Consider the following 14879-nt stretch of genomic DNA (forward strand, 5'->3'; position numbering starts at 1 on the left):
ACATGTGTTCGACAAAATCCAGTTTCGCTGTTAGAATTGACCTAAGCGTTCGACAGGCTGGGGGGCTTTTCGATGAGTGATTCGGTGACGGTGGATCCACCGCCGGTTGCGGTGTTGGTGGGGTTGTATCGCGATCTCGATGCGGTGCTGCAGCGGATTGCTGGTGCGTCCGCAGCTGATGTTGATGATGTGCAGGTTGCCGAGTTGGTGCGGGTGAACGAGAGAGTTGTTCGGGCACTGACGTTTCAAGGTCTCAAGCGGTTGCAGGAGGTGAATGATCGAGGTTTGTTTCGTAAGGCTGGTCATTCGACGTTGCACCGGTTTGTGATGAGTGAGCTGCGGGTCTCTCGTGGTGATGCCTCCTCACGGTTGAAAGCACTCGATGCTGCCGGTGTGTTGGTGTCGATGCAGGGTGAGGCGTTGCCTCCGAAATGTCCGGCTGCTGCCGAAGCGTTGGCCGAGGGTGTTATTGGGTTGGCGCACATGGATGTGATGCTCAAAGTCCGCGACAAGATTCCGCACAAGTCAGCGCCGGAAGTGTATGACGTGGTCGATGCGTGGATGACCGACAACGCCCGCACGTTGACTCCGACTGAGCTTGAGGTGTGCGGTCGAGAAGTACTAGCGCGGGTCGATCCGGACGGGACACTCACCGACGACGTCGACCGACGACGCAACCGCGGCCTATCGGACGGTGCCCAGGGCTTGGACATGATGGCCAAAATTACTGGCAACCTCGACCCGCAAACACTCGCACTGTTTCGGACGGTGATGGACGTGTGGGCAGCACCAGGAATGAACAATCCTGACGACCCGAACTCACCCACCGGGGCCGTCGATGACCCGACCATGGACCCAGCAATCATCGAGGCCGCGGCCGGGCGTGACACCCGTTCCCGTGCTCAACGGCAGCACGACGCATTCAAAGCGATCCTCAAAACCATCCTCGAGTACAAACTGTTGGGGACTTCCCATCGTGGGCTGCCGGTGCAGGTGATCATCACGATGACCAAACAGCAGCTTGATGAGGCCGCCGGGATCGCCCACACCGCCTCCGGTGTTGATGTGCCGGTCAAAGATGCTCTTGAACTCTCCGCCCGGGCGGAGTGGTCGCTGGCAGTGTTCGCCAACCACACGGCCGACGTCCTCTACTTCGCCCGGGCCAAACGCACCGCACAACAAGGCCAACGGATGGCGCTGTTCGCCAAAGACCGCGGCTGCACCAGTCCAGGTTGTCGCAACCCCATCTCCTGGACCGAAATCCATCACACCACCGCCTGGGCCGACGGCGGCCTCACCGACATCGACGAACTGGCCCCGGCCTGCATCCCGCATCACACCATGATCGGGCCCGGCGAAGACCAGTGGCAGACAGTGATGGTCACCGACGGCCCCGACGCCGGCCGAGTCGCCTGGATCCCACCCACATACATCGACCCCGACCAACAACCAAGAATCAACCGAGCCCACCACACCGACCACACCATCGAGGCCGCATGGCAGAGCATCATCGCCGAACGCGAAGCGGCTCTCGACGACCGCGAACAACGCATGCAGCTCCAGCAGCAACCTATTGACGAGTCGACCGCAAACCCAGCCAACGACGACACGGATGCCTGCGAGAAGCCAGGCGAGCAACCGGACCACTAGCGGCGTCTGGGGGTGGTTCACGACGTGTGCGACTGGCGCTGGATGTCGCCCAGTCGTTGGTATGCGTGCGCGTGCGGGTCGCGCGAGAGGATGGGCGGCGGCCAGTCGATGGCCAAGGGCTCGACCACCTGGCTACAGCCAAAATGGGAACAGTCAGCCGAACACGGCAGCGCAGCCACCAAACCGCGAACGGATCGGACGGAACCAGCCAGGACCGGTTAACGTCTAACCCCGAGCGAGGGGTCTAACGGGGGAGTGATCTGTGACAGACGAAGTGAAGTTCACCGATGCGCAGTGGGACGAGCTGGCAAGAGCTGCTGAGGCGTTTGCAACTGTGCTGCAGGAAGAACAGTCAAATTTGGTTAACGTTTTGATGACAAACTGGGCTGGTGAATGCGCTGAGGGTGAAGGGGTTATTGCAAACCTTCGAGAACTAATTCGCGGCGGCGGCAATAGTTCCCTCGCGCAGGTCTTGGACTCGGAGAGCTCGTACCTTCGAAGCTTGGCTTCGAATTGCATCAAATCGAAGACTTCAATGAATGTCGCCGACATGGAATCTGCGGTAGGTTTTCGGCAATGACAGCTAGGCTGGTTATTTCATTATTGCTCTTTTTGCTCATATGTTCTTGTCAGGTGAACGATCGAAGCACGCGCGCGGTTTCCGGTACGACAACTGAACCAGTGCAAAGTTCGATTGGGGTGCCTGTTCCCCTTCCCTTCGACAAAGTATTTCCCAACCGGTGGAACGAGTCGAACAACGGAACGCCATACGAACCCTGTGTGGCTTTCTCAGATGCCGAGTTGCGTACGTTTGGGGTCGACCCCGGAGAGATCAGGGATGTCGCTGAAGTTGACGGTCAGGGTACTCGCGGGTGCGGTTGGCTCATGCCGAATAAATTCGGCCTTGGCCAGGTCGTAACTAATTCGAACTCGCTCGCCGAGTATCGCCGAGCTACCGATGAGGTGGAGTGGATGCCCGACTTACATCTCGCAAATGAAAAGGTCGGCTATTTCACGTTGAGGTATCAACACAGCACAATGTGCGCGACATACGTCCAGTCGTTCGAAGCAGGTGTCATTACGCAAATTACTAGCGCGCCACTGCCTGGGCCACCGAATGTTGACGCATGCAAGCTCGTCGAAGACTTCACGCGCGCATATATCGACAAGATCCCTGGCTGAGGCCCGCAACGGAGTATGAGTGCGGACATGGCTTTGAAGTTCAAGTCAGCGAGGCGCCTGGGGAGGCGCTGGTGGGGTAAGCGGCACTACCAGGCAACTGGCACTGACTAGGCAGCTAGCACGACTAGGCAGATAGCACGGACTATGTGAATCGGGGGAGTTCATGGCGCCTAAGCCAATTGGGCAGACGGACTGGTTCGGGCATGCGATCGACGAGATGCGGTCGGTGTGCGCCAGCATGGCGCCGAGTTCGGCGGAAGCAGACGCTGAGGCGATCAAGTTGATCGCGGCGAGGATCAGGGCAGCGTCGGACACCTACTACGCCACGCTGGGGCGGCTGTATCCCGAAGGGGAATTCCATGGTGAGTCGGTCACCGGCTCGCGGCACGCGACGATGGATGCGATTCGCCATATGGACGACTCCGCATCGGTGGGAATGCAGATAGCAGACCAGATCTCGGCCATCTCAAAGATCCTGTCGCAGACACAGGGCAGCGTCGCCGACCTCGACGCCCAATACAGCGGCAACGCTGCCAGCGTCGCTCGGCAGGTACTGCAACAATCCGAACTGGCCACGACGATGACCGACATCTACAGCAACCCGGTCATCGGCGCCAACGGCTCGCTACCCGAATACACCGGAGTACCACTGCCACAGCTGGGGGCCGACTTCCAACCGATCAACACCCATCCAGCCGGCCTCAACGGCAGCAGTTCGGGCAGCGGCGACAACTCAGGGCTACTCGGAGGCGTCGGCGGCGGCAACAACACGGCGAGCGCGGCAGGTTCCGCTGGGCCCGGGGGCCCCACAGGTGGACAAGAGACCTTCCGCGGCGAGCCGGTAGCAGACAAACCGCTGTCACTCGGTGACGTGGGTCAAACCGAGGCAGCACAGGCCGGCGGATCAACACCCGGCCCGCTCAACGGGGCTTTCGGGTCACCGATCTCCGGACAGACAAACGGGGCCGGCGCGACCGGCGCTGCGACGAACTCCGCTCGAGCCCGGCCGGGGACTGCGGGCGCAGGCACAGGTGGAGCGGCTGGGACCGGAGCACGCGGCGGCGGGGGACTCGGAGGACTCGGAGCAGGTGGCGCAGGTGGAGTCGGCGCCGCTGCGGACCCGAAATCGCTTGCTGCACGCCCGGTTACACCCCTCGCGACGCCAACCGCCGGCAGCGGATCGATGCCTGGGTCCGGCCCGACAACGTCGACTCGCGGTGGGTCGCCGATGATCCCGCCGGGTGCAGCCGGACGCGGCGGGGGCCGAGACAAAGAAGGCGAACACCGCGCAGCGTCCTATCTGCACACCCGCGAAAACGCAGAGGAGATCATCGGGCGCCTTCCGTTGGTGGGACCACCCGTCCTGGGCGACTGGGCCAGGCCGGGCGAGGCCGGCTCGGTCGCGGTGTCGGGAACGGGTACGAATCCACAAGCGGGCACCCCCAACGCGAACGACCCCGACGGCCCTGACAACCCCGACACCCCTGACAAGACCTGAGGTCAGGCCAGGTCGTAACTACGCTCGACTGCCTTGTTCCACTCGGCGAATCGCTGATCCCGGTCATCAGCGGCCATGGACGGTTCCCACGATTTGTCTTGCATCCAGTTGTCCCGAATATCCTGCTCGGTGCCCCAGTAGCCCACAGCCAGCCCGGCCGCATACGCCGCACCAAGAGCAGTGGTCTCGCTGACAACCGGACGCACCACGGGAACACCGAGGATGTCCGACTGGAACTGCATGAGCAGCTCGTTGACCACCATGCCGCCGTCCACCTTCAGTGTCGACAACTCGACACCGGAATCGGCCTGCATCGCCTCGATCACCTCACGTGTCTGAAACGCCGTGGCCTCCAAGGCCGCCCGCGCAATGTGGCCCTTGTTCACGAACCTGGTCAAACCCACGATCACGCCCCGGGCATCGGGCCGCCAACGCGGCGCGAACAAGCCGGAGAAGGCGGGCACGAAGTAGGCGCCGCCGTTGTCATCCACGGTCTGGGCCACCGTCTCGATTTCACTTGCAGCGCCGATCAATCCGAGATTGTCCCGCAGCCACTGCACCAGCGAACCCGTCACCGCTATCGAGCCCTCCAGTGCGTACACGGGCCGCTTGTCGCCGATCTTGTAGCACACGGTGGTGAGCAATCCATGGCTGCTGCGGACGACCTCCTCACCGGTGTTCAGGAGGAGGAAGTTGCCTGTGCCGTACGTGTTCTTCGCTTCACCAGGCTCCAGACAGGCCTGACCGAACGTCGCCGCCTGCTGATCACCCAGGATGCCCGCGATCGGCACGTCGGCGAGCGCCCCACGCTCGCGTACCCGTCCGTACACCTGCGACGAACTGCAGATCTCCGGCAAAACACTCATCGGGATCTGCATCTCGGCACAGATCTCCTCATCCCACTGCAACGTCTCGATGTCCATCAGCATGGTCCGCGACGCATTGGTCGCATCGGTCAGGTGTCGACCTCCGTCGGGACCCCCGGTCATGTTCCAGACCAGCCAGGTATCCATTGTGCCGAAACACAATTCACCGGCCTCGGCACGTTCACGTGCGTCATCGATGTTGTCGAGAATCCAGCGGATCTTCGGCCCTGCGAAGTAGGTGGACAGAGGGAGGCCGGTGCGCTCCTGATACCGGGCGGCACCGTGCTCGCCGCCGAGTTCCTCGCAGAGTGCCGCGGTCCTGGTGTCCTGCCACACGATGGCGTTGTAGATCGGCTCACCGGTCGCGCGATCCCACAGCAGCGTGGTCTCACGCTGATTTGTGATGCCCACGGCGTGGATGTCTGCGGTGGACAGATCTTCGGCGGCCATCGCGGCCGCGGTCACCCTCCGGGCGTTGCGCCAGATCTCCGCACCGTCATGTTCCACCCAGCCGGACTTCGGGAAGATCTGCTGATGCTCGATCTGTTCAGAACTGACCACTCGGCCGGCGTGGTCGAAGATCATGCAGCGGGTGGACGTGGTGCCCTGATCGATGGAAGCGATGTAACCGGTGCTGTTGCTCACAGGAACGAGTTTCCCATGACCATCCGCGCAGATTGTCTACTTGGACACGGCCGGTCCACTTGCGGTGGCGGACCGGTTACCAGCGGGTAGCGTTGTCGGCGGTAGTCCGGCCGGTTCGCCCGCTTCGGAGTTCGCGGCGGCAGGTGATCGACCCGTGACCAGAGGAGATAGCGATGAGCGCAGCGGCATTCGACCCCGATCGACCGTCCGACCTGGGCCCTCGATATCGGGAGAACTCCTGGCAACGGCTGTCCACAGAGCTGTTCGACGTGGTGGTGGTCGGTGGTGGCATCGTCGGTGTGGGCACTGCGCTCGACGCCGCAACCCGCGGTCTGCGTGTGGCCCTCGTCGAAGCCCGCGACATCGCGTCGGGAACATCGAGCCGATCGTCGAAGATGTTCCACGGTGGTTTGCGGTACCTCGAGCAGCTCGAGTTCGGTCTGGTTCGCGAAGCGCTCCATGAGCGTGAGCTGTCGCTGAGCACGCTGGCGCCGCACCTGGTGAAGCCCCTGCCGTTCCTGTATCCACTGAGCCACCGCGTTTGGGAACGGCCGTACGTGGCCGCCGGCCTGTTCCTGTACGACTCACTCGGTGGAGCCAAATCCGTTCCGGGACAACGCCACGTGTCCCGGTCGGGCGCACTGCGGATTGCCCCGGCGCTCAAACGCAACTCGCTCACCGGTGGAATCACCTACTACGACACCGTGGTCGACGACGCACGTCATACCCTGACGGTGGCCCGCACCGCATCGCACTACGGCGCCGTCATCCGAACCTCCACCCAGGTCACGGGATTCCTGCGGGAGGCCGACCGGGTGAGCGGAGTCCGCGTGCGAGACACCGAGACCGGTGAGACCGCCGACATCCGCAGTCACTGCGTCATCAATGCCTCCGGTGTCTGGACCGATGAGATCCAGGCTCTGTCGAAGCAGCGTGGAAGGTTTCGGGTCCGCGCGTCCAAGGGCGTCCACATCGTCGTCCCACGGGACCGCATCGTCAGCGAATCGGCCATCATCCTGCGCACCGCCACGTCGGTGCTGTTTGTCATCCCCTGGGAGACACACTGGATCATCGGGACCACCGACACCGACTGGAATCTCGACCTCGCTCACCCTGCGGCAACTCGGGCGGACATCGACTACATCCTGCAGAAGGTGAACGAGGTGCTGGTCACACCGTTGACTCACGACGACATCGAAGGCGTCTACGCGGGCCTGCGACCGCTACTGGCGGGCGAGAGCGACGAGACGTCGAAGCTGTCTCGCGAGCATGCCGTGGCCGAGGTCGCGCCCGGCCTCGTCGCCATCGCCGGTGGGAAATACACCACCTACCGGGTGATGGCCGCCGACGCGGTGGACGCGATCACCGACTTCATCCCGGTGCGGGTGGCTCCGTCGGTCACCGACAAGGTTCCCCTGGTCGGGGCCGAGGGGTACCACGCCCTGATCAACCAGTGCGATCAACTCGGGCAGCGATTCGGGTTGCACCCCTACCGCATCCGTCGCTTGCTGAACCGCTACGGCTCGATGATCGACGAGGTGTTGGCCTACGCCAAGAAAGACTCGAGCCTTCTCGAACCCTTGGCCGCGGCGCCCCAGTATCTGCGGGTCGAAGTGGTCTACGCGGTGGTCAGCGAAGCCGCACTGCACCTCGAAGACGTGCTGGCCCGGCGGACGCGGATTGCGATCGAGTACCCGGATCGCGGTGTGAAGAGCGCACGAGAGGTTGCCGATCTCGTTGCGCCGCTGCTCGATTGGGACAGCGACCGTACCGACTTCGAGGTGCAGACCTATCTCGCGCGTGTCGAGGCGGAGGTGGCATCGCAGCGGCAGCCCGATGATGAATCCGCTGATGCCCTGCGTGCAGCCGCGCCGGAGTCGCGCGCCGAACTGCTGGAACCCGTGCCGGTCCCGGACTGACCGCCCGCCGGCGCGGCGTCAGTCAGCCAGCTCGTACCGCAACAAGGCGACGTCGTCGTCGGGGTAGTCGAAGAACACCGGCTTGACCCGCATGCCGATGTGAATCTTTGCGGGGTCGACGTTGACCAACTCGGTGGACACCCGCGGTCCCTCGTCCCACTGCACCACGGCGAGCAGCTGCGGCACGGAGTCGGCGAAGTGCGGAGACACCGGTTTACGCGCGATGGTGAACGTGTACAGCTTTCCCAGCCCGGAAATCTCTCTCCATTCGAGATCATCGGCCAACGTCCCAGGCGCCAAGATCCGGGGATAGAACACGTGACGACCCAACGAGGGGGAGTACTGGATCCGGATCTTGTGTTCGGAGAGCGCGTCCCAAAAAGGCGCACTGACAGGGGTTTTCACCGGCATCGGTTTGGCGAACGTCATCAGGTCATCGCTTCCTAGTCGCCCTGCAGTACGAGTGTGGTCTGTTCGCCCATCACGCCGCCGTTGCCGGAGACGAATGCCCGGTTGCAGTCGGGCACCTGGGCCGCACCCGCACGACCCATGATCTGGCGCGTCGCGTCGCATACGTGGTGCATGCCGCCCGCGAGGCCGGCCTGACCGAAACCCAGTTGTCCTCCCGCGGTGTTGAGCGGGAAGTCACCTCGGAACGTCAGGTCGTGCGAATTAACGAACTCCATGCCCTTGCCCTTGTCGCAGAATCCCGCGTCTTCCAGGCTCATCAACACGGTGATCGTGTAGCAGTCGTAGATCGACACCATGTCCATGTCGGAGCGGTCGAGCCTGCTCATGTCGAACGCTGTTTCGGCGGCACGCGCGATCGGACTCTCCAGGAGGTCCTCCGCATACGTCGGTGTCTTATACGCAACGTGTTCGCCGAAACCTTTGATCCACACCGGGCGGTTCTTGCTCCGACGGGCCAGGTCGGCCGACGTCACCAGAACCGCGGCGCCGCCCGAACAGGGCATCACGATCTCGAGTCGACGCAATGGGTCCGCGATCATCGGGCTCGCCAGAACGTCCTCGATGGTCAGGGGCTTGTCGTGGAACACCGCATCGGGAGTGTTGTTGGCGTTGACGCGCTGATCCACCACGATCTTGGCCATCGCCCGCTCGTCGTAGCCGTACACCGATCGATACAGTTGCGCGATCTGGCCGTACGGGCCGTTCTGGCCCAGGTTCCCGAACGGGATGTCGAACTCGGCCTGCGGTGAACCGAACCGGTTCGACGACGAGCCGTACAGCAGGATGTCGGTCAGACTGTCGGGCAGCGGCTTCTTCTCGTTGTACGGAACCCCGTAGTCCGCGGGGATCACGCACAGAACAGCCTGGCAAATACCCAGTTCCACGGCGGCGGCAGCGCGCCAGACCATGGCGGCGGCCGACGCGCCGCCGAGGTCGACGGTCTCCGCGAAATTGATTCGCGCACCGAGGTATTCGGCGATCGTGGACGGTACGAACATCTCGGACTCGAGCAGGGTGGAGGTGACGATCCCGTCGATCTCGACACCGGTGAGGCCCGCATCAGCGATCGCGGCCGCTCCCAGCGTTGCCCACTGCTCCAAGGTGAAGCGCGGCGTACGAGTCGAGACCTTCTGCGGCGCAAGCTCTTGGAAACCGACCACGGCGGCATCGCCCCGAAAACCCATGGATACTCCTGCGCGTCAGATCGGAAGATGGAAGTCTTCCGGCCAACGTACTAGAACTCAAATCTAGTTTTCAAGGGAGGGGTCGATGGGCGCACCGAACAGGAAGTCGATGAAGCGGTTGCACAGTCGATAGACGTCGTCCATGGATCCCTCGTTGTACACCGTCCCGGTGAGCACGGTGTTGATGATCGACCACAGCATGATCGCTGCATCCTTGGCTGCCTCGGGTCCCAGGCGCGCGAAGTCGTCGGCCAACGTGTGTTGGCAGACCTCGAAGAATTGAGCGAGCAAGGCCTTGGCGTTGGGGTCGGCACTGGATTGCAAGATGACGTGCACCTTGAAGAAGTGCGGTCGTCGCTCGAACGAGGAGATGACGGCATTCATCTTCGCGCGGATCTGGTGCTCGGACAATTCCTCGCCCGACCTCGCATACGCGGGTGCCGCCCAATCGAGCAGTACCGCGGCGTAGAGGTGCTCCTTGGACGAGAAGTACCGGTACAGCGTGCCCAACGCGACGCCGGCCCCATTGGCCACGTCGCGGATCTGGATCTGCTCGTACTCCTGCTCTTTGAGGGCGGCATTGGCAGCCTTGATGATCCGCAGGCGGCGAGCCTGCTGCCAGGCGGGCAGCTCCGAACTGAGCGTTGCCGCTGCAGTTGTCGTTGCCTGTTGCGTCATGGTCATCCTTCAGTGGTGCGTCCCGGCCCGGGTACAGCCTAAAACGCCCGACCCGGCAGCACGTGCATCACCGGCCACTTCGCACGCGAGTTTCATCCGGTGCGGCGCAGTCGCAGGCCGCGAGGCGTGGCCGAGAAGCCGCTTTCCCGGAGATGCTCGGCGAGGTCACCGGTCAGCACCGGTTCTCCGTTGACCTTCTCCACATACAGCCGATCGACCTGACCTCGGATGACCACCCGTGCCAGCGCGGAGGTGGCTGCGGCGAGGGTGTCGGCGTCCTCGCTGAACGTGAGCACTGTTTTTCCGCCGCGTTCGACGAACAGCACGAGGTCGCCGTCGACCAGCACCACCAGCGCACCCGGTTTGCGGCCCGGGCGATGGCCTTCTTTCTGAGGCGGCCAGCCCAGTGCGGAACCGTACGGGTTGGCTGGGTCGGTGGCGGCGAGGGGGATGGCGGACTGACCGATGGTCTCCACCTCGTCGCGCAGTCGGTCGACGGTGGTGGTGGCGGCGAACTGCGCACCGCCGAGTCCGTCGATGTAGTAACCGCGTCGCACCTTGCCACTGTCTTCGAATCCGGTGAGGGCCTTGTACACGCGAGAGAAGCCCCCTTCGACGCCCTCGGTCATCACCGCGCCCTTGGTGACGACGCCGTAGCGGTCCAGCAGCGTCGAGCACTGCGCGGCGATGGCCAATGTGGGGTCGCTCAGCGGTGGGGGCAGGACAAACCATCGCCCCGTCATCGACATCGGCGCAGTACGGGGAGTGCGCGCGAATCTGCGCCGCCCGCGGTGCGCCGGTATGCCCCGGACGGCCCCGGGTTTGCGGCCCGGTCCGAGGAGGGCGCGCACCGGAGAGAACGTGTCGTTGCTGATACGACCCGCCCAGGCCAGGTCCCACAAGGCCATCTCGAGGTCCGACCCGAGCGGCGCGACACCGTCGACGGACAGCGAGTCGCTCAGCTGACGGAAGAAGAAGGCGCCGCCCGGAGCGAGCTGGTCCAACACCCGCTCGTGCAGATCGCCCATGTCGATCTCGGTGGGTGCGGGCAGGCTGTCCTCGGCGAGATCGGCGGGGTGCAGACTGATCCAGCCATCGGATCCGGACAACCGACCGTGCCCGGCCCACAGCACCTCGCCACCCGCAGTGAGCTCGTCGAGCATGTCGGGCCGGTAGTCGGACACCCGGGCGGGCAGGATCAGTGACTCCCACGCCGACGCGGGGATGGGAACCCCGGCCAGTTGGTCGATCACCGCAGACACCCCGTCGATGCCGCGCAGACGCGTGCGGTCGGTGACGTGCTGCCAGCCGGTGACGAATCGCGCGTAGGTCTGGTGGCTGACGGGAGCTATCTCCGCCCGGCTTGCCGCGAGCGAGGCCCGGCGCAATCCGGACAGGACCTCGGAGTTGCACCACTGCTCGCCGCTGCGCAGGGTGCCGGCAGGTTCGGGCCGGAAGTCGCCTTCGACCACCCTCCGCTGGCCGGCCAGCCGCACCAGGGTGTCACGGACAACAGCGATGCCCAGTCCCAGCGCCTCCGCGACATCGGCTGCGACGAACGGGCCATGGGTGCGCGCGAACCGGCCGACGAGGTCGCCGAGCGGATCGTCGACCGGGTCGAGGAACGCCATCGGAAGGCCCTGCGGTGGCGGGATCCCGAGCCCGTCCCGCAACCGGCTGGCATCTTCGGCGGCAGCGAACCACACGATGTCTCCGCCGCGGGGAACCTCGATGGCCCGGCCGGCGCCCACCAGCTCGGTGAGCAGCTCGCGTGAATCGTCGCCGGAGTAGCGAAGGGCCACCGCGTCTGCGGTGAGCGGACCGAGCCAGCGTAAGAGGTCGGCGATGCCTTCGGCGTCTTTCGCCTGCCGGTCCGGATGCAGGCGTTGGAGTTTGGCCTCGGTGTCGGCGATGACGTTCTGGTCGAGCAACTCCCGTAGGTCGACGCGCCCGAGCAGCTGCGCCAGCAGCGCGGTGTCGAGGGACAGGGTGGCGGCGCGACGCTCGGCGAGCGGTGCGTCGTCGGCGTACATGAACGCGCCCACGTAGCCGAACAGCAACGAGGAGGCCATCGGGGACGGCGTCTCGGTCTCGACCTCGATGACCCGCAGGCGCCGATTCTGGATGCGGGTGAGCATGTCGACAAGGGCCGGCAGGTCGTACACGTCCTGCAGACATTCGCGGAACGCCTCGAGGATGATGGGGAACTGCGGGTATTTCCTTGCCACATCCAGCAATTGAGCACTGCGCTGACGCTGCTGCCACAGCGGCGCACGCTTGCCGGGGTTGCGCCGTGGCAACAGCAGTGCCCGCGCAGCGCATTCGCGGAACCGTGACGCGAACATGGCCGAGCCGCCCAGCTGCTCGGTGACGATCTGCTCGATCTCGTCGGGCTCGAAACTGAACAACGACGAACCGGGAGGCTGGTCGTCGGTGTCGGGGAGCCTGACGATGATCCCGTCGTCGGCGGCCGAGACGGCCCCGTCGATGCCGTAGTCCTGCTGCAGACGTGCGGTGACGGCACTGGCCCACGGCGCGTGAACTCTCAGGCCATAAGGGGAGTGCAGGATCACCCGCCAGTCGCCGAGCTCGTCGCGGAAGCGTTCGACCAACAACGTGCGGTCGGTGGGGAGGTGGCCGGTGGCCGCCTGCTGTTCAGAGATGAGCTGCGCCAAATTTTCTCGGGCGAAAGCATTCAGGCCGAGGCGTTCGGCGTGGTCGGCCATCGTGTCCGTGCTGCTGAGCTCGCCGACGAACTTGCCGATGGCGGCTCCGAGTTCGGCAGGACGGCCGATGCTGTCGCCGTGCCAGAACGGCAGCCGGCCCGCCTGGCCGTACGCCGGAGTGACCAGCACCCGGTCGTGCGTGATCTCCTCGATCCGCCAGCTGGTCGCGCCCAGGGCGAAGACGTCACCCACCCGGGACTCGTAGACCATCTCCTCGTCGAGTTCGCCGACCCGCGTTTGCTTTTCGCCCACCATGTACACGGCGAACAGCCCGCGGTCCGGGATCGCGCCGCCAGAGGTGACCGCCAGACGCTGAGCACCGGGACGTCCGGTGATCGTGCCTTTGGCCCGGTCCCAGACCACTCGCGGTCGTAGTTCGGCGAACTCGTCGGACGGGTAACGGCCGGACAGCAGATCAAGCGTGGCGTCATAGACCGGACGAGGCAGGGTGGCGTAAGGCGCACTGCGCCGGACGATTTGGTACCACTCGTCGACGTCGATGCTGCCCGTCGCGCACACCGCGACGGTCTGTTGCGCCAGTACGTCGAGCGGATTGGCCGGAACGACCAGTTCTTCGATGAGTCCGTCGGTCATCCGCTCGACCGCCACAGCACACCGCAGCAGATCGGTGCGGTGCTTGGGGAACAGCACACCCTGACTGATCTCGCCCACCTGGTGCCCGGCACGACCGATGCGTTGCAATCCGCTGGCCACCGACGGTGGGGCCTCCACCTGGATGACCAGATCGACAGCACCCATGTCGATGCCGAGTTCGAGACTGCTCGTGGCCACCACACACCGCAGGCGGCCGGACTTGAGGTCGTCCTCGATCTGTCCGCGTACCTCTTTGCTCACCGATCCGTGGTGGGCGCGCGCGAGCAGGGGCTCGGCACCTTTGCTGGCGCCACTGCCCATCACCTGAGCCGGCGCACCGCCGGGCACCCGCGGATTGGATGCGGGCTCCGGTGCCTGGCCGAGCCGGGTGGCATGGACCTCGTTGAGGCGGGCCGTGAGCTGCTCGGCCAGGCGACGGGAGTTGGTGAAGACGATGGTCGACCGGTTCTTCTCGATGAGGTCGACGATCGAGCTCTCCACAAAGGGCCACAGCGATCCGGCCGCCGGAGCGGATGCCTCGTCGTCGATCTCTTCGTCGCCGGCGATCACCGGGATGTTGGTCATGTCCGCGACAGGGACGTCGACCGAGAGGTCGAACGTCTTGGACGCCGGCGGCTGCACGATCGTGTAGGGCCGGCTGCCGGAGAGGAATCCCGCGACACGTTCGGGCGGCCGGACGGTTGCCGACAACCCGATGCGCTGTGCCGGCTTCTCGAGCAAGGCGTCGAGACGTTCGAGCGACAACGCCAGATGGGTTCCTCGCTTGGTGCCCGCCACGGCGTGCACCTCGTCGACGATGACCGTCTGCACCGAGGTGAGCGTGTCGCGCGCGGACGACGTGAGCATCAAGAAGAGGGATTCGGGGGTGGTGATCAGGATGTCGGGTGGGGTGCGGAGCAATTGACGGCGCTGTGCGGCCGGGGTGTCGCCCGATCGGACGCCCACCGTGATCTGGGGGACGGGCAGGTTCAGCTCCTGCGCCGCCCGGGTGATCCCGATCAGGGGTGCGCGCAGGTTGCGCTCGACATCCACGGCCAGAGCCTTCAGCGGTGAGACGTAGAGAACGCGCGTGCCGGCGGACTTGGCGCCGTCGGGAAGCGGGTCGGCGCCGAGCCGATCGAGTGCCCACAAGAATGCCGACAGTGTCTTGCCCGACCCGGTGGGGGCGACGACCAGGGTGTTCTGGCCGTCCGCGATGGAGTTCCATGCCCCGAGCTGTGCTGATGTGGGTGCCGGGAAGGCCGCGTCGAACCACGTACGGGTCGGCGCTGTGAAGCGGCCGAGCACCTTCTGTGCGCTGGGCACCCCGGATGTCGAGGTGGGGGACTTGCGGGCGGCCATTGCTCCATGATCCATGACGGGTCTGACATATAGGGAGAAGGCGCCGACCGGGGGATCGCAGGCGGCCAATCATTCGGCGGGTCGGTGTTGACCGGGCAAAACGC

At 64.6% G+C, this 14879-nt stretch carries 10 protein-coding genes; 5 read left to right on the top strand and 5 right to left on the bottom strand.

What is annotated here, in order from left to right:
• Window positions 1–72 precede the first annotated feature (72 nt).
• The 4 genes from CSW57_RS06695 (at window position 73) to CSW57_RS06705 (ending at window position 4330) form a co-directional block, all read left to right on the top strand.
• Window positions 73–1650: an HNH endonuclease signature motif containing protein gene (locus CSW57_RS06695; protein ID WP_099381921.1), complete on the top strand. Its 1578-nt coding sequence runs from the start codon at window positions 73–75 to the stop codon at window positions 1648–1650.
• 262 nt (window positions 1651–1912) lie between these two features.
• Complete coding sequence (locus CSW57_RS24260) at window positions 1913–2230, top strand: hypothetical protein (RefSeq protein WP_143696489.1); 318 nt, start codon at window positions 1913–1915, stop codon at window positions 2228–2230.
• A complete protein-coding gene (locus CSW57_RS24835) occupies window positions 2227–2832 on the top strand; it encodes a DUF3558 family protein (RefSeq protein WP_099381922.1) in 606 nt (201 codons plus the stop codon). Before CSW57_RS24260 ends, CSW57_RS24835 begins: the two co-directional genes overlap by 4 nt.
• A 163-nt stretch (window positions 2833–2995) precedes the next feature.
• On the top strand, window positions 2996–4330 hold the full coding sequence (locus tag CSW57_RS06705; RefSeq protein ID WP_143696490.1) for a hypothetical protein: 1335 nt from the start codon (window positions 2996–2998) through the stop codon (window positions 4328–4330).
• 2 nt (window positions 4331–4332) lie between these two features.
• Here the strand turns inward: CSW57_RS06705 and glpK are convergent, their stop codons facing one another.
• Window positions 4333–5820: a glycerol kinase GlpK gene (glpK, locus tag CSW57_RS06710; protein WP_099382121.1), complete on the bottom strand. Its 1488-nt coding sequence runs from the start codon at window positions 5818–5820 to the stop codon at window positions 4333–4335.
• Window positions 5821–6014: 194 nt separating this feature from the next.
• Here glpK and glpD point away from each other — a divergent pair, with 194 nt between their 5' ends.
• Window positions 6015–7760, top strand: a complete 1746-nt coding sequence (gene glpD / locus CSW57_RS06715; protein WP_099381924.1) for a glycerol-3-phosphate dehydrogenase — start codon at window positions 6015–6017, stop codon at window positions 7758–7760.
• 18 nt (window positions 7761–7778) lie between these two features.
• Here glpD and CSW57_RS06720 read toward each other — a convergent pair whose 3' ends face one another.
• The 4 genes from CSW57_RS06720 to CSW57_RS06735 form a co-directional block, all read right to left on the bottom strand.
• Entirely contained in the window at window positions 7779–8192 is a 414-nt protein-coding gene (locus CSW57_RS06720; RefSeq protein ID WP_099382122.1) for a Zn-ribbon domain-containing OB-fold protein, read from the bottom strand.
• Window positions 8193–8203: 11 nt separating this feature from the next.
• On the bottom strand, window positions 8204–9415 hold the full coding sequence (locus CSW57_RS06725) for a thiolase family protein (RefSeq protein ID WP_023961652.1): 1212 nt from the start codon (window positions 9413–9415) through the stop codon (window positions 8204–8206).
• 63 nt (window positions 9416–9478) lie between these two features.
• Complete coding sequence (locus CSW57_RS06730) at window positions 9479–10093, bottom strand: TetR/AcrR family transcriptional regulator (protein ID WP_030171295.1); 615 nt, start codon at window positions 10091–10093, stop codon at window positions 9479–9481.
• 92 nt (window positions 10094–10185) lie between these two features.
• Window positions 10186–14775 (bottom strand): ATP-dependent helicase, encoded by a 4590-nt coding sequence (locus tag CSW57_RS06735; RefSeq protein ID WP_099382123.1) that lies wholly within the window; start codon window positions 14773–14775, stop codon window positions 10186–10188.
• Window positions 14776–14879: the final 104 nt, after the last annotated feature.

The sequence above is a fragment of the Williamsia muralis genome (genome assembly GCF_002735905.1).
Classification (GTDB): Bacteria; Actinomycetota; Actinomycetes; order Mycobacteriales; family Mycobacteriaceae; genus Williamsia; species Williamsia muralis_A.